22 protein-coding genes are annotated in these 20649 nt (G+C 72.3%); 2 read left to right on the forward strand and 20 right to left on the reverse strand.

Annotated elements, in window-relative coordinates:
* Positions 1 to 85: 85 nt before the first annotated feature.
* Positions 86 to 967, reverse strand: coding sequence for a 30S ribosomal protein S2 (gene rpsB / locus ACWEEU_RS24505; RefSeq protein ID WP_385750572.1), 882 nt, complete (start codon positions 965 to 967; stop codon positions 86 to 88).
* A 303-nt stretch (positions 968 to 1270) separates the two neighbouring features.
* Here rpsB and ACWEEU_RS24510 point away from each other — a divergent pair, with 303 nt between their 5' ends.
* Positions 1271 to 1828 (forward strand): murein hydrolase activator EnvC family protein, encoded by a 558-nt coding sequence (locus tag ACWEEU_RS24510; RefSeq protein ID WP_451734966.1) that lies wholly within the window; start codon positions 1271 to 1273, stop codon positions 1826 to 1828.
* 44 nt (positions 1829 to 1872) lie between these two features.
* Here ACWEEU_RS24510 and ACWEEU_RS24515 read toward each other — a convergent pair whose 3' ends face one another.
* The 17 genes from ACWEEU_RS24515 to ACWEEU_RS24595 all read right to left on the reverse strand — a co-directional run bounded on the left by ACWEEU_RS24515 (position 1873) and on the right by ACWEEU_RS24595 (position 15075).
* On the reverse strand, positions 1873 to 2430 hold the full coding sequence (locus tag ACWEEU_RS24515; RefSeq protein ID WP_451735031.1) for a TetR/AcrR family transcriptional regulator: 558 nt from the start codon (positions 2428 to 2430) through the stop codon (positions 1873 to 1875).
* A 64-nt stretch (positions 2431 to 2494) separates the two neighbouring features.
* Positions 2495 to 3337: an RNA polymerase sigma factor WhiG gene (gene whiG, locus ACWEEU_RS24520; protein ID WP_385750578.1), complete on the reverse strand. Its 843-nt coding sequence runs from the start codon at positions 3335 to 3337 to the stop codon at positions 2495 to 2497.
* A gap of 349 nt (positions 3338 to 3686) precedes the next feature.
* Positions 3687 to 4814, reverse strand: coding sequence for a DNA-processing protein DprA (gene dprA / locus ACWEEU_RS24525; RefSeq protein WP_451735033.1), 1128 nt, complete (start codon positions 4812 to 4814; stop codon positions 3687 to 3689).
* A gap of 98 nt (positions 4815 to 4912) precedes the next feature.
* The gene (locus ACWEEU_RS24530; protein WP_385750581.1) at positions 4913 to 6538 is read right to left on the reverse strand and encodes a YifB family Mg chelatase-like AAA ATPase; all 1626 of its coding nucleotides are present in this window, start codon (positions 6536 to 6538) and stop codon (positions 4913 to 4915) included.
* Between the two features lies 1 nt (position 6539).
* On the reverse strand, positions 6540 to 6935 hold the full coding sequence (locus tag ACWEEU_RS24535; RefSeq protein WP_385750584.1) for a YraN family protein: 396 nt from the start codon (positions 6933 to 6935) through the stop codon (positions 6540 to 6542).
* A 110-nt stretch (positions 6936 to 7045) separates the two neighbouring features.
* Positions 7046 to 7354, reverse strand: a complete 309-nt coding sequence (locus ACWEEU_RS24540; RefSeq protein WP_018544766.1) for a DUF2469 domain-containing protein — start codon at positions 7352 to 7354, stop codon at positions 7046 to 7048.
* A 53-nt stretch (positions 7355 to 7407) separates the two neighbouring features.
* Positions 7408 to 7926: an NUDIX hydrolase gene (locus tag ACWEEU_RS24545; protein WP_385750595.1), complete on the reverse strand. Its 519-nt coding sequence runs from the start codon at positions 7924 to 7926 to the stop codon at positions 7408 to 7410.
* Between the two features lie 37 nt (positions 7927 to 7963).
* The gene (gene lepB, locus ACWEEU_RS24550; RefSeq protein ID WP_385750586.1) at positions 7964 to 8713 is read right to left on the reverse strand and encodes a signal peptidase I; all 750 of its coding nucleotides are present in this window, start codon (positions 8711 to 8713) and stop codon (positions 7964 to 7966) included.
* Between the two features lie 176 nt (positions 8714 to 8889).
* Positions 8890 to 9768, reverse strand: a complete 879-nt coding sequence (lepB, locus tag ACWEEU_RS24555; protein WP_451734969.1) for a signal peptidase I — start codon at positions 9766 to 9768, stop codon at positions 8890 to 8892.
* The gene (gene lepB, locus ACWEEU_RS24560; protein WP_385749984.1) at positions 9734 to 10843 is read right to left on the reverse strand and encodes a signal peptidase I; all 1110 of its coding nucleotides are present in this window, start codon (positions 10841 to 10843) and stop codon (positions 9734 to 9736) included. The genes lepB (ACWEEU_RS24555) and lepB (ACWEEU_RS24560) overlap by 35 nt, the downstream gene beginning before the upstream one ends.
* Entirely contained in the window at positions 10836 to 11531 is a 696-nt protein-coding gene (lepB, locus tag ACWEEU_RS24565) for a signal peptidase I (RefSeq protein ID WP_385749987.1), read from the reverse strand. Before lepB (ACWEEU_RS24565) ends, lepB (ACWEEU_RS24560) begins: the two co-directional genes overlap by 8 nt.
* A gap of 45 nt (positions 11532 to 11576) precedes the next feature.
* Entirely contained in the window at positions 11577 to 11927 is a 351-nt protein-coding gene (gene rplS / locus ACWEEU_RS24570) for a 50S ribosomal protein L19 (protein WP_366803823.1), read from the reverse strand.
* Positions 11928 to 12064: 137 nt separating this feature from the next.
* The gene (gene trmD / locus ACWEEU_RS24575; protein ID WP_451734971.1) at positions 12065 to 12898 is read right to left on the reverse strand and encodes a tRNA (guanosine(37)-N1)-methyltransferase TrmD; all 834 of its coding nucleotides are present in this window, start codon (positions 12896 to 12898) and stop codon (positions 12065 to 12067) included.
* Positions 12895 to 13440, reverse strand: coding sequence for a ribosome maturation factor RimM (gene rimM / locus ACWEEU_RS24580; RefSeq protein ID WP_385749993.1), 546 nt, complete (start codon positions 13438 to 13440; stop codon positions 12895 to 12897). The genes trmD and rimM overlap by 4 nt, the downstream gene beginning before the upstream one ends.
* An 83-nt stretch (positions 13441 to 13523) precedes the next feature.
* Positions 13524 to 13763, reverse strand: coding sequence for an RNA-binding protein (locus ACWEEU_RS24585; RefSeq protein WP_003973401.1), 240 nt, complete (start codon positions 13761 to 13763; stop codon positions 13524 to 13526).
* 5 nt (positions 13764 to 13768) lie between these two features.
* Complete coding sequence (gene rpsP / locus ACWEEU_RS24590; protein WP_199585300.1) at positions 13769 to 14188, reverse strand: 30S ribosomal protein S16; 420 nt, start codon at positions 14186 to 14188, stop codon at positions 13769 to 13771.
* A gap of 287 nt (positions 14189 to 14475) precedes the next feature.
* Positions 14476 to 15075, reverse strand: coding sequence for a hypothetical protein (locus ACWEEU_RS24595; protein ID WP_385749996.1), 600 nt, complete (start codon positions 15073 to 15075; stop codon positions 14476 to 14478).
* Between the two features lie 392 nt (positions 15076 to 15467).
* Between ACWEEU_RS24595 and ACWEEU_RS24600 the strand changes: the two genes are divergently transcribed.
* Positions 15468 to 16322, forward strand: coding sequence for an SAM-dependent methyltransferase (locus ACWEEU_RS24600; protein ID WP_451734974.1), 855 nt, complete (start codon positions 15468 to 15470; stop codon positions 16320 to 16322).
* 71 nt (positions 16323 to 16393) lie between these two features.
* Here the strand turns inward: ACWEEU_RS24600 and ffh are convergent, their stop codons facing one another.
* Both ffh and ACWEEU_RS24610 read right to left on the reverse strand, forming a co-directional pair.
* Positions 16394 to 17947: a signal recognition particle protein gene (ffh, locus tag ACWEEU_RS24605; RefSeq protein ID WP_385750001.1), complete on the reverse strand. Its 1554-nt coding sequence runs from the start codon at positions 17945 to 17947 to the stop codon at positions 16394 to 16396.
* A gap of 222 nt (positions 17948 to 18169) precedes the next feature.
* On the reverse strand, positions 18170 to 20641 hold the full coding sequence (locus ACWEEU_RS24610) for a [protein-PII] uridylyltransferase (RefSeq protein ID WP_451734977.1): 2472 nt from the start codon (positions 20639 to 20641) through the stop codon (positions 18170 to 18172).
* Positions 20642 to 20649 lie beyond the last annotated feature (8 nt).

Below are 20649 nucleotides of genomic sequence, written 5' to 3' on the forward strand. Positions count from 1 at the left end.
TGCGGCCGGGTCGCGGGCGTCATGTCGGCCTACGGGTGACCGGCGGGGGCGGGGTTCATGCCGCCCCCACCGTCAGCACCGTGGGTCAGGCCTGCTCGCCCTCGGCCACCTCGGCGGCGGCCTCCTCGACGGCCTCGGAGACCTTGGCGTCGGGGGCGGGGGCCTCGGCGGCGGCCTCGACGGCCTCGTCCTTCTTCTCGCCCTCGAGGAGGTCGCGCTCCCACTCGGCCAGCGGCTCGGCGGCGGCCTTCTCGCCCTTGTCACCGGTGGCGACGCGCGAGCGGGAGATGAGGCCCTCGGCGACGGCGTCGGCGATCACGCGGGTGAGCAGGGTGACGGAGCGGATGGCGTCGTCGTTGCCCGGGATCTTGTAGTCGACCTCGTCGGGGTCGCAGTTGGTGTCGAGGATGGCGACGACCGGGATGTTGAGCTTCCGGGCCTCGCCGACCGCGATGTGCTCCTTCTTGGTGTCCACGATCCAGACGGCGCTGGGCACCTTCTGCATCTCGCGGATACCACCGAGGGTCTTCTCGAGCTTGGCCTTCTCGCGGGAGAGGACCAGCAGCTCCTTCTTGGTCAGACCGGAGGCGGCGACGTCCTCGAAGTCGATCTGCTCGAGCTCCTTGAGGCGCTGCAGACGCTTGTAGACGGTCGAGAAGTTGGTGAGCATGCCGCCCAGCCAGCGCTGGTTGACGTAGGGCATGCCGACGCGGGTGGCCTGCTCGGCGATGGCCTCCTGCGCCTGCTTCTTCGTGCCGACGAACATGACCGTGCCGCCGTGGGCGACGGTCTCCTTGACGAACTCGTAGGCGCGGTCGATGTACGACAGCGACTGGAGCAGGTCGATGATGTAGATGCCGTTGCGCTCGGTGAAGATGAAGCGCTTCATCTTCGGGTTCCAGCGACGGGTCTGGTGACCGAAGTGGACGCCGCTCTCCAGCAGCTCCCGCATCGTGACGACGGCCATGGCCATCTCCTTGAGATTCTCGGTTGTGCCGCGTCCGCCGGACGGCGGTCGCGCCTGACGCCCGCGTGCGCCCAGCCGCGAAGGACCGAGGGGCGCTGATACGAGTCGGGTGACCGGCCTCGTACCGGGGCGTGCGAAGTCGACCCGGTGACCCGGATCGCCGTAAGAAGTGTACGGGACGGGCAGGGCACCGGGTGACGCCCCTGTCCACAACCGCGCGGCCGTCCACAGTTCGCGCCGGGATCGGCCGGAAAGCGGCAGGGTTCTCCCATGCGACGAGTACGGCGGTATGTGACGTTGTGGATGGCTTTGACCCTGGGAGCGGTCCTGGCCGCGCTCGCCCCGACGGCCTGGGCGGACGTCCCGGAACCGGTTCCCCGGCCGCCGTCCAAGGAGGGCGCGCCGGTCCCGAAGGCCACTCGTGTCTGGCCGGTCGGCACCCGTCCCGCCGTGCTGCGCGGCTGGGAACCGCCCGTCTCCGTCTACGGCCGGGGCCACCGGGGTGTCGACCTGGGCGCGCCCCCGGGCGCACCGGTGCGGGCGGTGGCGCCCGGCCGGGTGTCGTACGCGGGCCCGGTGGCCGGGAGGGGCGTCGTCGCGGTGGAACTGGCGGGTACGGACCTGCGGACGACGTACGAGCCGGTCACCCCTTCGGTGGAGAAGGGCGCGCGGGTGGAGGCGGGGGACGTGGTGGGCACGGTCGCGCGGACGGCAGGCCCGCACTGCGCGCAGGCGTGCGTGCACTGGGGTCTGCTGCGCGGAAAGACCTACCTGAACCCCCTGGACCTGCTGCCGCCGTGGCTGCTGGACCGGGGTCCGTCGAGACTGCTGCCGGTGCTGGGGGTGCCGGTGCCCGCCTGAGCCCCGGGGTCCGTGGAGAAGCGGGGCGGCGGGAAGGCCCCGGATCAGCCCCGTACGCCGCGCAGGGCCATGGCCACGGCGGCGTCAGTGATCGCCTCCGGGTCCTCGGCGGCGCCCAGTTCGATACGGCGTACGGCCGCGTCCACCACGCCCTGGAGCAGCATCGCGGCGAGGCGGGGCTGCGCGTGGCCCAGGTGCCCGAGCGCTTCGACGATCATCGCGACGAGGCCGCCGTGCGCGGCGCGGATCTTCTCACGTGCCCCGGCGTCCAGTTCGCTCGCGGAGATCGCCACCACGGCTCTGTGCCGCCGGTCCCCGACCAGCGCGAGCTGGCTGCGCACGTACGCCTCGACCTTGCCCTCGGCGGACGGCTCCCCGGCCATCGCGGCCTCGACCTCGGCCGCCCAGACGGGGAAGTCGACCTGGCACAGCTCCTCGACCACGGCGGCCCGCGACCGGAAGTACTCGTACACCGACGAGCGCGCGAGTCCCGTGCGCTCGGCCAGGGCGGGGAAGGTCAGCGCCTCCGTGCCGCCCTCGGACAGCAGGGTCCGAGCCGCGTCCAGCAGGGCGGCTCGCTGCATCGACCGGTGCTCGGCCACGGAGGCCGCTCGAATCCTTGGCACCCCACCACTTTACGGACCCGCCGCTCCCTGGGGGAGATCGTCAGCGACCGAAGCTCGCGAGCTTGGCCCTGAGCTGGAGCACGGACTTGGTGTGGATCTGGCTCACCCGGCTCTCGGTGACGCCGAGGACGTTGCCGATCTCGGCGAGGGTGAGCCCCTCGTAGTAGTAGAGCGTGACCACGGTCTTCTCACGGTCGGGCAGCGTGTTGATCGCCCGCGCGAGGAACCGGCGCAGCTCTCGGTCCTCGGCCACCTCCACCGGGTTGTCGGCGGCGGTGTCCTCCAGGGTGTCCATGAGGCTGAGCCGGTCGCCGCCCTCGCCGCCCACGTGCAGCAGTTCCTCCAGGGCGACCACGTTGGCCAGGGAGAGCTGGCTGAAGACGGCGTGCAGTTCCTCGACCTCGACGCCCAGTTCGGCGGCGACCTCGCCCTCGCTCGGCGTCCGCCGCAGCCGCGCCTCCAGGGTGGCGTAGGCGCGCTCGACGTTGCGCGCCTTCTGCCGCACCGAGCGGGGGATCCAGTCCAGCGCCCGCAGTTCGTCGATCATCGCGCCCCGAATGCGGGTGATCGCGTAGGTCTCGAACTTGATCTCACGGTCGATGTCGAACTTCTCGATCGCGTCAATGAGCCCGAACACCCCGGAGGAGACGAAGTCCGCCTGCTCGACGTTGGGCGGCAGACCGACGCTGACCCGGCCGGCCACGTACTTGACCAGCGGCGAGTAGTGCAGGATCAACTGCTCCCGCAGCCGGTCGTCCCCCGTCGCCTTGTACGACCGCCACAGCTCGTCGAGTGTCGAGGGAGCGGGCGGCCGCGCGCCGCCACCGTCGCGGGCGGCTGGGGGGATCGCCGCCCGGTCGGACCCGGAGGTGTGCTGGGGCATTCGTCGCCTAGTGCCGTTCTGCCGTGAAGTGCTGTGAAGTGCCGTGCGGTGCGAAGGAGGTGCGGGGTGTGCGGGGACGGGTGGGGTGCGGGACGTACGAGAGGGGTGGGCCACCCGGGTGGGATGCCGGACCGGTGCCGGGTCGCGCGATCCTCGCCCGAGACTTCGTGAGCGTAGCGTGACTGAGCTGTCGCGGTGTGCGAACAGCGAGGCACCACCCGCGCGCGAACCCCCTCCGCCGGCCGCCTTCCCGCACCCCGGGGCCGGGTCGCCGTGAGCCGTCCGGGGCGCCAACTCCGGGAAAACCCAAGGGTGTAGGGGCATTCCCTCGGACGGCCGAACCCGCCGGTCAGCCCGGGGCGGGCCCGGTCCGGACCGCGGTCACCGCCTGGCGTGTCAACTTCCAGCCGTCGTCGTGTCGTTCGACGAAGCCAAGCGCTCGAAGCTCGTACAGTCTCGCGACCGCCTCCTCCCGTGTGGTCCGCGCGCCGCGCGCGATCTCCCCGGCGCCCGCCGCGCGGTCGCCGGGCAGCGCGGCGAGCACCTCGCGGGCGGCCGGCTCCAGCAGGTCGCGCGGGAGCACCGGGCCGCGCCGGGGCGGGGCCAGCTCGCCGATGGCGCCGACGAGCTCGGCCACCTCGGCGGCGTCGGTGACCAGGAACGCCTCGCCGCGCAGCAGCTCGTGCACCCCGGCCGACAGGGCGCTCGTGACCGGACCGGGCACTCCCATCGTCGATCTGCCCAACCGCTGAGCGGCCCGGGCGGTGGCCAGCGAACCGCTGCGGCACGCGGCCTCCACGACGACGGTTCCTCTCGTGAGCGCCGCGATCACACGGTTGCGCACGATGAACCGGCTCGGCGTCGGATGGTCGCCCGGCGGCAACTCCCCCACCAGCAGCCCCTGTTCCGCGATCCGGTCGAACAGCGCGGTGTGGCCGCGCGGATAGGGCCGGTCCACTCCGCAGGCCAGGACGGCGACGGTGGCTCCGTCGGCCGCGAGAGCGCCCCGGTGGGCGGCACCGTCGATGCCGTAGGCCCCGCCGGAGACCACCACCCAGCCGCGCTCGGCCAGCCCCGCGGCGAGGGCGGCGGCCGTGTGGGCGCCGTACTCGGTGCAGGCCCGCGCCCCCACGACCGCGACGGATCTCAGCGCCCACATCCTCAGGCCCGGCCGCCCCCGCACCCACAGCCCCACGGGGCGCGCGTCCCCGAGGTCGTCGAGTTGGGCGGGCCACTCGGTGTCGCCGGGACACACGAACCGCGCCCCCGACTCCTCCGCGACGGCGAGGTCCCGCTCGGGCTCGGCCTCCTCGATGCGCGCGAGCAGCCCCTGCCAGCGCTTCGGCCCGACCCCGGGCAACGGTCGCCCGCCGCCCTGGAGCCGTCTGACCACCTCCGGGGCGCCGAACCGCCGCAGCCAGCGCCCGGCCGTCTCGTCACCGGGCTCGACGACCCGGGTGAGGAAGACCCGCGCGATGCGGTCGTCGTCGCCGGGTGCCTCCCCGGAGGATGCGCTCGGGAGGCCGTCATCGGCGTCCTTCTCCGGAGGTTCCCCGAGGCCGTCCCCTCCCGCGCTCACGCCGACGCCCCGATAGCCATGGGCACGCCCCGGGGGACGCCCGTGCGCAGTTGGAGGGCCAGGCGGACGTCGTCCGCCGTGGGGCGGTCGTGGCCTGCCAGGTCGGCGATGGTCCAGGCGACCCGGAGCACCCGGTCGATGCCGCGCGCGGTGAGGACTCCGCGCTCCAGGCCGCGCTCGGCCTCGTCCATCGCGCCGGGCCGCGCGTGGAAGCGGGTGCGCAGCTCACGGCCGGGGAGCTCGCTGTTGGTGCGCCAGGGACTGCCCGCCAGCCGGGCCACCGCGCGCTCACGGGCCGCGCCCACCCGCTCGGCCACGCTCGCGGTGGACTCGCCCCGGGCGCCGGGGCCGGTGAGCTGGGCCCGGGTGACCGGGTCGACCTCGACACGCAGGTCCACCCGGTCCAGGAGCGGCCCGGACAGCCGGGACTGGTAGCGCCGGATCGCGGACGGCGGGCAGTCGCACAGCGAGTCGCGCTGGGAGAAGCGTCCGCAGGGGCACGGGTTGGCCGCGAGGACCATCAGGAACCGGGCCGGGAACCGCACCACCCCGGCGCTGCGCGCGATCACCACGTGCCCGGACTCCAGGGGCTGCCGCAGGGCGTCCAGGGTCTGGCTGTGGAACTCGGGCGCCTCGTCCAGAAAGAGCACCCCTCGGTGGGCCAGGGACACCGCGCCGGGCCGGGCGACGCCGGGGCCGCCGCCGACGAGGGACTGCATGGTCGCCGAGTGGTGCGGGGCGCAGTACGGCGCCACGTCGACCAGCGGCTTGCCGGGGGGCAGCAGTCCGGCCACCGAGTGCACGGCGGTGACCTCCAGGGACTCCTCGCGGCTGAGCCGGGGCAGCACGGCGGGCAGCCGCTCGGCCAGCATGGTCTTGCCCGCGCCCGGCGGGCCTTCGAGGAAGAGGTGATGGCCTCCGGCGGCGGCCACCTCCAGGGCGGTGCGGGCCGAGGTCTGGCCCACCACGTCGGCCAGGTCGTGGCCCTGGTCCTGCTGGGCGGCTCCGGCGCTGTGCAGGGCGGCGGAGGCGCCGGTGCCGGGCATCCTGAGCCCGGCCAGGAGCGGGTCGGGGCGGCCCTCGGTGTCCGGTTCCTCGTCGGGCACGGGTTCGTCGGCGAGGACGGCGATCAGTTGCCGCAGGGTGCGCACCCCGAGGACGGACACCCCGGGCACCAGCGCGGCCTCGGCGGCGGCGCACTCGGGGACCACCACCTGCTGGTATCCGGCCTCGGCGGCGGCCAGCACGGCGGGCAGAATGCCCCGCACCGGCCGGACCCGGCCGTCCAGACCGAGTTCGCCGATCATCACGATGTCGGCCAGGACCCGGGGATCGATCCGTTCGGCGGCGCCGAGGATCGCGCAGGCCACGGCCACGTCGAAGCCGGAGCCGCCCTTCGGCACCGAGGCGGGGCTGAGGCCGACGGTGAGCTTCTTCTGGGGCCACTCGCCGCCGGAGTTCGCCACCGCGGCGCGGACCCGGTCCCGGCTCTCCGTGAGGCTCTTGTCCGGCAGCCCGACCAGGGCGAAGGCCGCGACCCCGGGTTCCAGGTCGGCCTGGACCTCCACGACGACGCCCTCGACACCGACCAGGGCCACCGAGCACGTACGGGCGAAACCCATCTCAGGCCACCCCCCGCGCGTGCTCCACGGCGGCCGCGCCCCGGCGGGGCAGCAGGACGCCCACGAGATCGACGCGGACGCCGCCGGGCGGGGCGCCTCCGTGCGAATGGACCCAGCGTTCGGCGAGGCCGAGCAGCCGCCGTGCCTTGCGCGGGGTGACGGCGGCCATCGGATGCTCGAAGCCGCCGCCCCTGCGGGTCTTCACCTCGCAGACGACCAGCGTGTCCCCGTCGCGGGCCACGATGTCGATCTCACCGGAGCGTCCGCAGCGCCAGTTGCGCTCCAGGATGCTCATCCCGGCCTCGGTCAGCCGCCGCGCGGCCAGATCCTCGCCGTACCTGCCGAGTCCACTGCGTGCCTTGCTCATGTCGGCACCACCTCCGGCGCCCACCGTCACGCAGATCCCCCAGCAAAGTGGATCTTGGTGGACCGTCCGGCGGCTGTGGAGAACTCCGCCACCCGTATGGGGGACGACCCCGAGCGCAGGGCTCCGGGTGCCCCCGCCCGTCAGCCGCTCGGCAGCTCCAGATCGCTCTTGTTCAGCTCCTCGATGTTCACGTCCTTGAAGGTGAGGACGCGGACCTGCTTGACGAACCGGGCCGGGCGGTACATGTCCCAGACCCAGGCGTCCGCCATGGTCACCTCGAAGAACACCTCACCCTGGACCGAGTGCACCTGCATCTCGTAGTCGTTGGTGAGGTAGAAGCGCCGTTCCGTCTCGATCACGTATTTGAACAGACCGACGACGTCGCGGTACTCCCGGTAGAGCTTCAGCTCCATCTCGGTCTCGTACTTCTCGAGGTCCTCGGCGCTCATGGCATCCCCTTCAGCCGTGCGATCCCCCCATTGTGCGCCAGTCCCGCGGACCCTCAGACGATTTCGGTGTCCAGGATCACGGGGCCGGCCGGGGGACCTTCGTCGAGCAGCGTGCGCAGCAGCCCGGCGAGTCTGGTCGGATACACCGTCTCATGGGCGTCGGCCAGTTCCCCGCACGTCCACCAGCGTGCTCCGCTGACGCTGCGCCGCTCCAGCTCGGTCAGGCCGCCCGGCACGCTCTCGGCCGCCGTGGCCGTACGGGCCAGGAAGTACCACTCGTCCTGGTCCCAGCGGCGCCCCGCGAACGGGAACGAGCAGCGGCGCCGCCACAGCACCGGTCCGAGTTCGACGTCGGTGATCCCGGTCTCCTCGGCCAGTTCCCGCAGCGCGGCCTGCTCACGCGTCTCGTCGCCCTCCAGACCGCCGCCGGGGGTGAACCACCAGTCGTCGGCCGGATCGTCCGGCTCGTGCCCGTGCAGCAGCAGGACGCGGTCCTCGGGGTCGAGCAGCACGACCCGTGCCACCCGCCGCAGCCCGCCCGCGGAGCCGTCCTCGCGCCCGCCGTCGTCCACGCCGTCCGCGGCCCTCTCCTCGCCCCGCCCGTAGCTCTCAGGCGGCACCGACGGCCTCCGGCTCGGTCCGGGCGCGCGAGCGGCCCAGCCGCCCCGCGATCGGCCCGTACGCGCCGCCCGCCAGCACCAGCACCGCGCCCGCGACGATCATCAGCTCGATGGAGCGCAGCGGCCCCGGCTGCGAGAGCCTCCCCAGCGTCTCGAAGCCCGTGGGCCGCGCGATCATGCCCTTCATCGGCCAGATCACGGAGTCCACCCGGGCAGAGACGGCGGAGCGGGCCACCGTGCCGCCGGCCGCGTCGGTCAGATGGGCGGTGGAGTCCAGCGAGCCCTGCCGCTCGTCACCGAGGAGGAAGAGGCGGCCCTTGGGCACGGTGACGGTCGGGATGCCGCCGATCTCCGCCTGGGTGCCCTTGGGCAGATACGGTTCCTCGATCGGCTTGCCGTTCACCGTGAGCTTGCCGTCGGTGCAGCAGGCGACCTTGTCGCCGCCGACCGCGACCACGCGCTTGACCACGTCGGCGTTGGTGACCCAGCTCTTGTCGCGGAAGACGACCACGTCACCGCGCCGGACATCGGCGCCGTCGACTCTCTGCGCCAGCACCCGGTCGCCCGCGTCGATGGTCGGGGTCATCGAGCTGGTGGGCACGGTGTACGGCCGGTACACCAGCGCCGCCCAGCCGAACCCGGCCAGAAAGAGCACGAGGCCGAGGGCCACCGCGATGCCCGAGAGCACCCCGCCGACGCCGCCGCCCGAGCCTTCGCCGCCGCGTGCGGCACTACCCATGAGTCGTCTCCCGTTTCCGGCCCGCCGCCTGCCCGGCGAAGCACGATCCGGCCTGGATAGCACACCGGCCCCGGACACCGCGAGGGCGGTGCGCCCCGGAACCGGTGAAGATCCGGTGTCCGGGGCGCACCGCCCGGGGCGGCGGGAAAGCGCGGTCCCTGTCGTACTACTGCTTCCTACTTCTCCTCGCCCGCCGTGGCGCGGCCGCGGCGGCGGCGCCACACGGCCAGCGGCAGGACGCCCGCGAGGGCGGCGGCGGGCGGGGCGTACGGCAGCGACGCGGCGGCGGAAGTCTGGTCGCCGAGGCCGGGCTGGTCGAAGGTGTCCGGGATGGGCAGCGTGCCCCAGCGGTTGATCGGCCACGCCTTGACGATCGCGCGTCCGACGACGTCCTTCACCGGGACCATGCCGTGGTGCTTGTCCATCTGGTTGTAGCGCGAGTCCCGCGAGTTCTGACGGTGGTCGCCCATCACCCAGATGTAGCCCGGGGGGACCGTCACCTTGAACTGGCCGCCCTCGTCGTCCACGCTGCACGGGGTGTTGCCCGGGTAGACGAACGGCTCGTTCAGCGCCTTGCCGTTGACCTTCAGGGGGCCGTCGTTCTTGCACTCGACGGTGTCGCCGCCGACGCCGATGACGCGCTTGATGAGGTCCTTCTCCTCGGCGGACGGCATGAGGCCGATCCAGCTCAGACCCTTCTGGATCGCGTTCTGCTCCGGCGTCGGCTCGCCCTGCAGCCAGTTGTCCGGGTCGTGGAAGACCACGACCTCACCGCGCTCGGGCTGGGAGCCGAACCACGGCGTGAGCTTGTCCACCAGGACGCGGTCACCCTGCTGGAGGGTGTTCTGCATCGAGTCGGACGGGATCGAGAACGCCTGCACCAGGAACGTCTTGATCAACAGGGCGAGGACGAGCGCGATGCCGACCAGGATCGGCAGTTCCTTCCAGAAGGAGCGCGGCTTGTTCGGCCGGTGCCCGGCCTCGTCCCCACCGTGCGAACGGCCCTCGGGCGGGGTGCCGTCACCGTCCGCCGCGGAGCCGTTCGCGGAGTTCACCGCGCCGGCCTGGGCCTCGGCTCCGGACGCCGCGGACTGTCCGCCGTGCTCCTCGCCGTCGTGCCCGGACCGTGCGCCAACCGCCACATCCCCCACGCCAACTCCTCACTCTCTGCCGCCGCCTGCCCCGGAGCCGGTGCAGGCCCACCACTCCCATAACGAGCGGGAGTTCCGCAGGGGTCGGGAGCCGGGTCATTCCGTTCGGGTCGTCCGAGGCAACCCTATGCGACGGGCGAGGGGCGGCAGCCGTTCCCGACACGGAGTCGGTGACGCTTGCGAAGGTTTTAGGTTCCTCCAGGCGCGTCCAGTGGGCGAACGGCCAGCCGATCACCATGGCGCGGCCCACCACCGAGGTCTCGGCGACCGTGCCGCCGTAAGAGGTGTTCTGGTGGTAGCGGGAGTCGGCGGAGTTGCCGCGGTGGTCGCCCATCACCCACAGGCGCCCCTTGGGCACCGTGATGTCGAAGGGCATGGTGGAGGGGGCGTTGCCGGGATAGAGGTAGTCGGTCTCGGACAGGGGGACGCCGTTGACCGTGACCTTGCCGTCCGCGTCGCAGCACTTGACGTGGTCGCCGCCGACCCCGATGACCCGCTTGATCAGGTCTTTCTCGTTGTCGGAGGGCAGCAGGCCGATGAAGGTCAGACCCTCCTTGAACTGCTTGACGCCGACGGGGTCGTTCTTCTTCGGCGTCTGCTCGTCGTTCAGCCAGCCGCCCGGGTCGTGGAAGACCACCACGTCCCCGCGCTTGGGCTCGGAGCCGAACCACGGCGTGAACTTGTCGACCAGCACGCGGTCGCCGATCCGGATCGTCTGCTCCATGGAGCCCGAGGGGATCACGAACGCCTGCACCAGGAAGGTCTTCAGGACCAGCGCGATGAGGACGGCGACGCCGATCAGCAGCGGGATCTCGCGGACGGCCGAACGCCTGCGCTTGCGCTTGACCTTGCGCTGGAGCTTGCGCCGCTCCGCGCGCGATCTGCCCGGCGCGGGCCGGGTGGCGCGCCGCACCCCGGTGGGCAGCAGCTCCTCGGCGGAGGCGCCGGGCACCCCGCGCGGCCTTCCACGACTACCCATGCGTGCCCTCCGCGGCCGGCACGCGCGCGTAGGCGGCGGGACGCTTCAGACGCGTCCAGCGGTCGTACGGCCATACGATCCAGTCGGCCCGGCCGACGACGGCGCCGACCGGGATCATGCCGCCGCCCGGCGAACCGAGATGGTCGCGGGAGTCGCTGGAGCGGCTGCGGTGGTCACCGAGGAGGAACAGCCTTCCCCCGGGCACCACGACGTCGAAGGGCACACCGGACGGTGCGTTCCCGGGATGGAGGAACGCCGTCTCGTCGACCGCCCGGCCGTTCACCTCGATCCTCCCCTTCTTGTCGCAGCAGACGACATGGTCGCCACCCACCCCCACTACGCGCTTGATGTAGTCGGCGTCGCCGAAGTACCCGGTGCCGTCGAAGACGACCACGTCGCCGCGGTGCGGCTGGGCACCGAAACGGTACGCCAACTTATTTACGAGTACGCGGTCCCCGATCCTCAATCCCGGTTCCATCGATCCACTCGGAATCTGGAACGGCCGCACGACGAACGCGTTGAGGAGGAGCAGGAAGACCAGACAGGCCAGGGCGGTCAGGGTGACGCGGCCGCCCGGCAGCCACCCGGCGGTCCGCTCCACCAACGCGAAACGCGACCGCTCCTCCTCACCCGGGGTCCCGGGCGGGGAGGTGCGGTCGCGTTCCGTCTGCTGTGCTTCGGTGTCCATCGGGGCCAGATGCTATCCGGCCCCGTTGTGACTCCGGGAAGGCACTCAGTTGTCGCGCTTCTCCTTGATCTTCGCGGCCTTGCCGCGCAGCTCACGGAGGTAGTACAGCTTGGCGCGGCGCACGTCACCACGGGTGACGAGCTCGATCTTCTCGACGATCGGGGTGTGCACCGGGAAGGTGCGCTCGACGCCGACGGAGAACGAGACCTTGCGGACCGTGAAGGTCTCGCGGACACCGGAGCCCTGGCGGCGGATCACGACGCCCTTGAACTGCTGCACACGGGAGCGGTTGCCCTCGATGACGCGCACGTGGACGTTGACGGTGTCACCCGGGCGGAAGGCCGGGATGTCGCTGCGCAGCGACGCGACGTCGACGGAGTCGAGCAGGTGAGACATTTCGTCTGCTTTCTTCGCTGATGCCACAGGTCATCAACGGAAGCTAGGTGGAACAACAGGGTCTGCCGTGCGGGTCGGAACGGGCGTCGTGTCCCCCTGTGGCAGGGGCGCACGCCGGACGGACGCACAACAGCGGACTATTCTTCCACGCTCCCGGTCCTGCGCCAAAATCGCCCGAACGGCACCCCTTCGGGATCGGGAGCCCAGCCCAGGATCGAGAGCATCTCCCGGTCCTTCTTGTCGAAGACCTTCGGGTCGCACCGCTCGATCAGGTCGGGCCGGTTGAGGGTCGTACGGCGCAGGGCCTCGTCGCGGCGCCAGCGGGCGATCCTGCCGTGGTGGCCGCTGAGCAGCACCTCGGGGATGTCCCGGCCGCGCCACACCGGCGGCTTGGTGTAGACGGGCCCCTCCAGGAGGTTCGCCATCGCGCCGGGCGCGAAGGAGTCGTCCCGGTGGGACTCGGCGTTGCCCAGGACACCGGGGAGCAGCCGCGCCACGGCCTCCGTGATGACCAGGACGGCCGCCTCGCCGCCCGCGAGCACGTAGTCGCCGATGGAGACCTCGTAGACCGGCATCCGGGTCGCGTACTCGTCCGTCACGCGCCGGTCGATGCCCTCGTACCGGGCCGGGGTGAAGATCAGCCAGGGACGCGTCGACAGCTCGACGGCCAGTTCCTGGGTGAAGGGACGGCCACTGGGCGTCGGGACGATCAGCGCGGGGGCCTGGGCGCCGGACTCGTAGCCGTCGGCCAGGACGGTGTCCAGGGCGTCGCCCCACGCCTCGGTCTTCATGACCATGCCGGGGCCGCCGCCGTAGGGGGTGTCGTCCACCGTGTTGTGCCGGTCGTACGTCCAGGAGCGCAGGTCGTGCAGGTGCACGCCGAGCTGGCCCCGGGCCCGCGCCTTGCCCACGAGGGAGACGTTCAGCGGCTCCAGGTACTCCGGGAAGATCGTGACGACGTCGAGCCTCATGCGTCCTCGTCCCGGGACGAGGCGATCTCGGCGCGGTCGTCGATCAGGCCGGGCGGGGGCGTGATGACGGCCTTCTGCTCCGCCAGGTCGATCTCGCGGACGATCTCCTCCACGAAGGGGATCATGACCTCGCTGCCGTCCGGGCGCTCGACGATGAACAGGTCCTGCGAGGGCAGATGGGAGATCTCGGTGATCCGGCCGATCTCCGTGCCGTCCGCGGTGACCACGTCGAGGTCCATGAGCTGATGGTCGTAGTACTCGTCCTCCTCCTCGGGGAGTTCGTCCGGGTCCACGTCGGCGATCAGCAGGATGTTGCGCAGCGCCTCGGCTCCGGTCCGGTCGTTCACCCCCTCGAAGCGCAGAAGGAGACGGCCGCTGTGGACGCGGCCCGAGGCGATGGTCAGCGGCCCGGCCGAGGCCGGGTCGGTGGTCAGGACGGCGCCCGGCCCGAGCCGCAGCTCCGGCTCGTCGGTACGCACCTCGACGGTGACCTCGCCCTTGATGCCATGAGCACGGCCGATCCGTGCGACTACCAACTGCACGAGTCCAATTCTCCTGTCATACGACTACGGGCCGGGGACGGCCCAGTGGCCCTCCCCGGCCCGAGCCGGATTGCTGTGATGCGTCAGCGGACGTGATCCACGTCGACCAGGTCGACACGGACACCACGGCCGCCGATGGCGCCCACGACGGTGCGCAGGGCACGCGCGGTACGGCCGTTGCGACCGATCACCTTGCCGAGGTCGTCGGGGTGCACCCGGACCTCCAGCACGCGCCCGCGGCGCAGGTTGCGCGAGGCGACCTGCACGTCGTCAGGGTTGTCGACGATGCCCTTCACGAGGTGCTCAAGCGCCTCTTCGAGCATGGTGCTCAGGCCTCGGTCGACTCGGACTCGGCAGCGGCCTCGTCCTTCTTCTCAGCCTTCTTCTTCTGGGTGATGGCCTCACCCTTGCCCTCGGTGTCGCCACCGAGCGCCTCGAACGACGGGCGGGCCGGCTTCGGCTCGGCGACGAGCAGCGGCGCGGGAGCCGGCTCGCCCTTGAACTTCTGCCAGTCGCCGGTCTTCTTCAGAATGGCGAGAACCGGCTCGGTCGGCTGCGCGCCGACACCCAGCCAGTAGGCGACGCGGTCGGCGTCCACCTCGATGACCGACGGGTTGTAGGTCGGGTGGTACTTGCCGATCTCCTCGATGGCCCGGCCGTCACGGCGGGTACGGGAGTCGGCGACGACGATGCGGTAGTGAGGCGAACGGATCTTGCCCAGACGCTTCAGCTTGATCTTGACTGCCACGGGAGTGAGTTCTCCAGGTTTTGACGTGTTGGGCACGGCGGAGTTGCCGCGTGGGGTTGCGGTACCCGAGTGCCCGATGGACGCGTCAGCCGGAGGAGAGAGGGGTCCTGTGCGACTGTCGAGTACAGCTAGACATTGTGCCATACCCCGCGGGGCTCTCCGGGACGGGGTTGGCGATCTCGAACGTGCCTACAGGGCGCCCTGTGCCGCACCCCTGCGCCCGCCCGCGCCACCCTGGGGCACGGCCGCCCGCAGGGACGACACGGCTGCCACGAGCAGCCGTGTCATCAGCTCGCCGCTGCTACCGGTTCCGGGATGCGGAAGGGTTTGCCGCAGCCGCCGCAGACGATGGGGGCCTGTTCGAGGACCGAGGGGACCACGCGGACGTTGCGGCCGCAGTCGCAGACGGCCTTGACGCGGACGCCTCCGCCGGAGGAGCCGTGCCGGGCGGCAGGACCCCGGAAGGAGCGGGCGGTGTCGGCGGACGTGGCCACCGTGTGCGCCTTCAGCGCGCGCTGGAGGCGTTCGATGGTCGGACGGTACCGCCGCTTGGCCTCGGGATTGAGCGTGACCAGCGAGAAACCGCTGCTGGGATGCGGCTCCTCGGGGTGGTCCAGGCCCAGTTCCTCGGCGACGGCCAGGAAGCGGCGGTTGTGGTAGCGGCCGGCGCGCGAGGTGTCGCGGACACCCCGGGCGGCGGCGATGCCGTGGACTGCCTCGTGCAGCAGTCGCTCGAAGGAGAGCTCGTGTCCGCACGCGGACGACGACTCCCCGATCAGGGATTCCGGCGCGGCGAGGTCCGGCAGCTCGGGGTGGTACCGCTGAATGTCGGCCCACGCCTGCGCCAGCTCCGCGGCGAGGACAGGTGGTGTCTGTGTCGTGCTCACGTAATGACAACGAGCGTGGGTGCCCTCGTGTTCCTATTCCGGGGCATCTCAAATAATTTGCACCTACCCGTCAGTTGCCGACGATGCGGCCGACGCGGGGCGGGTACGGCGATCTGCGGAGAAGCCGCACAGCTCGTACCAAGCCGGTGCTCAGCAGGGCTACCGGCCTCCGTGAGGCTACCGGTGCCCGCCCACCGCCCCGCACCCGCCCCTCAGGTTGCGGGGGCGTGAAATCTCGCCACACACGCCCACACCTCCCAAGCCGGACGCCGCAACCACTGGACGCCGCCGCGCGCCCGGAGTTACCTGGCATACGTGGAGTGCGCGCACGACCACGGGGGGCCACGCCCACGGGCACGTACGCGAACTGTCGGCGATTGGGGCGCTTACCTATGACACCTACGCTCGTGCGGGAGCACCTGTCCCACGCGGGTTCCGCACCACCCGGCGCGGACCCCCGAGCACGCGCGCGCGACTGGTCCGAGATCCAGGAGCGCATGTGGGAACCGCTCTACGAGAGTGTGTACGAACGACTCGACGTCGGACCCGGCACCCGGCTGCTCGGCCTGCGCTGCGGCTCCGGGCTCGCCCTGCTGCTCGCGGCCGCGCGGGGCGCCACCGTCACCGGGGCCGACTCCGCACCGGAACGGCTCGCGCTCGCCCGTGACCGCCTGGCGCCGGACGCGGCGCGGGGCGCGGACACGGCCGCCCCGGGCCCCTGGCTGCTGGACACCCTGCCCACCCGGGCGGACGCGCCCGGCTACGACCTGATCACCGTCTTCGACTCCATCGGCTGCCGCCCCGGCGACGCCGACTCCCTCGGGGCGCTGCTGGCCGACGCCCTTCCCCTCGCGGCGCGCGGCGCGGCCGTCGTGCTCACCGCCTGGGGGCCGCCGGAGCGGTGCGCGACCTCCGCCGTCCTGGGCGTGGCCGCGAAACTGGCCGACCCGCTGCACGGCGTGCGCGGCCGGCGCCCGGGCCGCCGGGACGACCTGGAGGAGGTCGCCCAGCGTGCGGGCCTCAGGCCGGACGGCTCGGGGCGGGTCGCGTGCCCCTTCGGCTACGCCGACCCGGACAGCGCCGTACGCGGGCTGCTGTCGACCGGTCTGTTCGACGCGGCGATCGCGGCGACCGACCGCAAGCAGGTGGAGAAGGAGCTGGCGGAGGCGCTGCATCCGTATCTGCGGGCGGACGGCATCGTGTGGATGCCGAACGTCTTCCGGTACCTGATAGCCCGCGTGCCCTGACCCGTCCCCTCACGCGCGAGGGCGCCCCTCGTGAAGAAGGGCGCCCTCGGGGAGGTCGTAGGCGGGCTCGGTCAGCCCATGAACTTCTTGAACTCGTCGGGCAGTTCGAAGTCCTGGCCACCCTGCTGCGGCGGGACACCGAAGGCGCCTCCACCCTGCGCGGCGGCCTCGCGGCGCTTGGCCTCCTCCAGCTCCTGCTGCTGGCGCTTCATCGGGTTGCCCGAACGCTGCTTGCCCTTGGCCTTCTTCGGCTGCTTCTTGCTGCGGCCGGGGCCGCCACCCATGCCCGGCATCCCCGGCATACCGGGCATCCCGCCGCCCTGGGCCATGCGCGACATCATCTTGCGGGCCTCGAAGAAGCGCTCCACCAGGCCCTTGACCGCGCTGACCTCGACACCGGAACCCTTGGCGATACGGGCGCGGCGGGAACCGTTGATGATCGTCGGGTCCTGGCGCTCGGCCGGGGTCATCGACTTGATGATCGCGGCCGTGCGGTCCACGTCGCGCTCGTCGATGTTGTTGATCTGCTCCTTGATCTGGCCCATGCCGGGGAGCATTCCGAGCAGCTTGGAGATGCTGCCCATCTTCCTGACCTGTTCCATCTGGGACAGGAAGTCGTCCAGGGTGAAGTCCTGGCCCTTCTTCGACGCCAGCTTGGAGGCCATCTTCTGGGCCTCTTCCTGGCTGAACGTCTTCTCCGCCTGCTCGATCAGGGTGAGCAGGTCACCCATGTCGAGGATGCGGGAGGCCATCCGGTCCGGGTGGAACGCGTCGAACTCGTCCAGCTTCTCGCCGTTGGACGCGAACATGATCGGCTTGCCGGTGACCTGGCGGATCGACAGGGCGGCACCACCGCGGGCGTCACCGTCGAGCTTGGAGAGCACCACGCCGTCGAAGCCGACGCCGTCGCGGAACGCCTCGGCGGTGTTGACCGCGTCCTGGCCGATCATCGCGTCGACGACGAACAGGATCTCGTCCGGCGAGACCGCGTCACGGATGTCCGCGGCCTGCTGCATCATCTCCTGGTCGATGCCCAGGCGGCCGGCGGTGTCCACGATCACGATGTCGTGGACCTTGGACTTCGCGAAGTCGATGGAGTCCTTGGCGACCTTGACCGGGTCGCCGACGCCGTTGCCCGGCTCGGGCGCGTAGACCGCGACACCGGCGCGCTCGGCGACGACGCTGAGCTGGTTGACGGCGTTGGGGCGCTGGAGGTCGCAGGCGACGAGCAGCGGGGAGTGACCCTGCTCCTTGAGCCACCGGCCGAGCTTGCCCGCGAGCGTGGTCTTACCGGCACCCTGGAGACCGGCCAGCATGATCACGGTGGGGGGCTGCTTGGCGAAGCGGAGACGGCGGGTCTCGCCGCCCAGGATGGTGATCAGCTCGTCATTGACGATCTTGAGCACCTGCTGGGCGGGGTTCAGCGCCCGGGAGACCTCGGCGCCGAGCGCCCTTTCCTTGACGTTCTTGATGAACGAGCGGACGACCGGGAGGGCGACATCCGCTTCGAGGAGCGCGATGCGGATCTCGCGGGCCGTGGCGTCGATGTCCTCCTCGGACAACCGGCCCTTGCCGCGGAGATTTTTGAACGTCGCGCTGAGACGGTCGGAGAGGGTATCGAACACGGTGGCGTCGGTCCTCGGGGTTGGAGTGGTCTGGGCTGCCCTCCAGGGTATCCGGCCCTGCAAGTAAATCGTCCCCGCCTACCGGGCACAGGAGGCGGGCGGGGGCGCACCCCGGCGCCTGCGGGGAGCACGTCGCATCCATGCCGGCCTCTGTCAGGAGACCCGGATCACCCCCGCGCCGACGGGGAGCACCTCCGGTGAACGCGTGCCACGCTCGAAAAGTCACGCCCGCAGTGTCTCCTCCAGCATCCGCGCCACCGAAGCCGCGTCCTCCCCCGGCAACGGCGCCCCCGTCCCCGTCGTGACGTAGAAGGCGTCCACCGCGTTCGCCCCCAGCGTGCTCACGTGCATGCTCCGCACCCGTACGCCCGCCTTCTCCAGGGCCGTGCCGATGCGGAAGAGCAGGCCCGGGGCGTCCTGGGCGCGGACCTCGATCACCGTGGCGTGGTGGGAGGCGGCGGGGGCGACGGTGACGCGGGGCGGTGGGGCGGGCCAGCCGCGGCGGCGGGGGTAGGCGGCGTCCCGCTCCGCGAGGCGGCCGGTGATGTCGAGGGTGCCGTCCAGGGCGCGGACCAGGTCGGCGCGGAGGCGGGCGGCCTGGGGCAGCGAGCCGTACTCGGCGGCGACGCGCCAGTCCAGGAGCAGGACGGAGCCCTCGTCGCCCGCCTCGACGGCGTCGGGCAGCCGCAGGGCGCGCAGCTCGGCGGTGCGGACGGTGAGCCGGTGCACGGCGAGGACGCCCGCGACGGCGGGCAGGACGCCGGGCTGGTCGGGTACGGCGATGAGGAGTTCGACGCCGAGCGGCTCGGGTTCGCCGGAGTGCTCGTCGGCGACCTGGGGCTCGGTCTGGGCGCGCAGGGCGAGGACGGGACCGCCGGTGCGGTGGGCCTCGATGGCCAGGCGTTCCTGTTCGGCGGTGGGGGCGCCGGGGTCGGGTTCGTCGGGGGTGTCCCCGGCGAGGACGGCCGCGACACGGCGTACGAGGTCGTCGACGAGGGAGCCGCGCCAGGAGGACCAGGCGGCGGGGCCGGTGGCCAGGGCGTCGGCCTCGGTGAGGGCGTGCAGGAGTTCCAGGGTGCTCTGGGTGCCGACGGCCTCGGCGACGGCGCGGACGGTGGCGGGGTCGTCCAGGTCGCGCCGGGTGGCGGTCTCGACCAGGAGCAGATGGTGGCGGACGAGGGCGGAGAGCACGCTCACGTCGGCGCGGTCGAAGCCGATGCGGGCGGCGACGTCCTTGGCGATGATCTCGCCGGCCACCGAGTGGTCGCCCGGCCAGCCCTTGCCGATGTCGTGCAGCAGGGCGGCGACGAGGAGCAGGTCGGGGCGGCTGACGCGGCGGGTGAGGGCGGAGGCGCGGACGGCGGTCTCGATGAGGTGCCGGTCGACGGTCCAGACGTGGACGGCGTTGCGCTGCGGGCGGCAGCGGACCCGCTCCCAGTCGGGGAGCAGCCGGCTGATCAGGCCCTCGGACTCCAGGGCCTCCCAGACGTCGACGGTGGGGCGGCCCGAGCCGAGCAGGGTGACGAGCTGTTCGCGGGCCTCGGCGGGCCAGGGGGTCGGCAGCGGGCGGGCGAGGGCCGCCATCCGGCGCACGGCGTGCGGGGAGAGCGGGAGCCCTGCCTGGGCGGCGGCGGCCGCGGCGCGCAGCGGGAGGACGGGGTCGCGTTCGGGGCGCGCGGCGCGGGCGAGGACGGCCTCGCCGTCCTGCTCGACGACGCCCTCGGCCAGCGGGGAGCGCTCGACGGGCGGTTTCCCGCCGCCCAGCATGGCGCGCAGTCGGGGGCGTACGGCGCGTGAGCGCAGGACGCGGCCCACTTCGCGCCAGGTGACGTCGCCCGCGTAGGAGATGATCCCGGCGGCCTCGTAGACCTGGCGGAGCAGCGTGTCGGCGTCGAGGAGGCCGAGTTCGGCGGCGACCTGGTCCTGTTCCTGGAGGGCGAGGCGGTCGGTGGCGCGGCCGGTGACGAGGTGGAGGGCGTCGCGGGTGTCGAGGAGGCGGCGGCGGGCGTCGGCCAGGCCCTCGCGGGGTGCGTCGGCGAGCCAGGAGGCGGCGACGGCGCGCAGGGCGGTGGCGTCGCGCAGTCCGCCGTGCGCCTCCTTGAGGTCGGGTTCGAGGAGGTAGCGCAACTCGCCCTGGCGCTCGGCGCGTTCGGTGCACAGTTCCTGGAGTTCGGGCAGGCGTTTGGGCGCCTGGTTGCGCCAGTCGGCGAGGACGGCGGTGCGCAGTCCTGCGGTGAGGCCGAGGTCGCCGACGAGGTGGCGGGCGTCGAGGAGGCCGAGGTGGACCTTGAGGTCCTCGCCGGCGGTCTTGCGGGCTTCGGCGGGGGTGCGCACGGAGTGGTCGAGGGTGAGGCCGAGGTCCCAGACGGGGTACCAGAGGCGGTCGGCGAGGGCGGCGACGGCGGTGGGGTCGCTGCCGTCGTGCAGCAGCAGGAGATCGAGGTCGCTGCGCGGGGAGAGTTCGCCGCGTCCGTAGCCGCCGACGGCGACGAGGGAGACGCCCTTGATGCCGGGTGCGGCGGCTCCGAAGAGTCCGGCGAGCCAGTCGTCGGTCAGTTCGGCGAGGGCCGCCCGGCGCGGCGGCCCGGGCCGCTCCCCCTCGGTGAGGAGGCGCAGCCGGGCCGCCGCGTAGCCGCTGGGTCGTCCCGAGTCGTCCGCTTCTTTCCGGTCATCCCGGTCATCCGTACGCGTCACCCAGCGGC

The organism is Streptomyces sp. NPDC005004 (genome assembly GCF_053600675.1).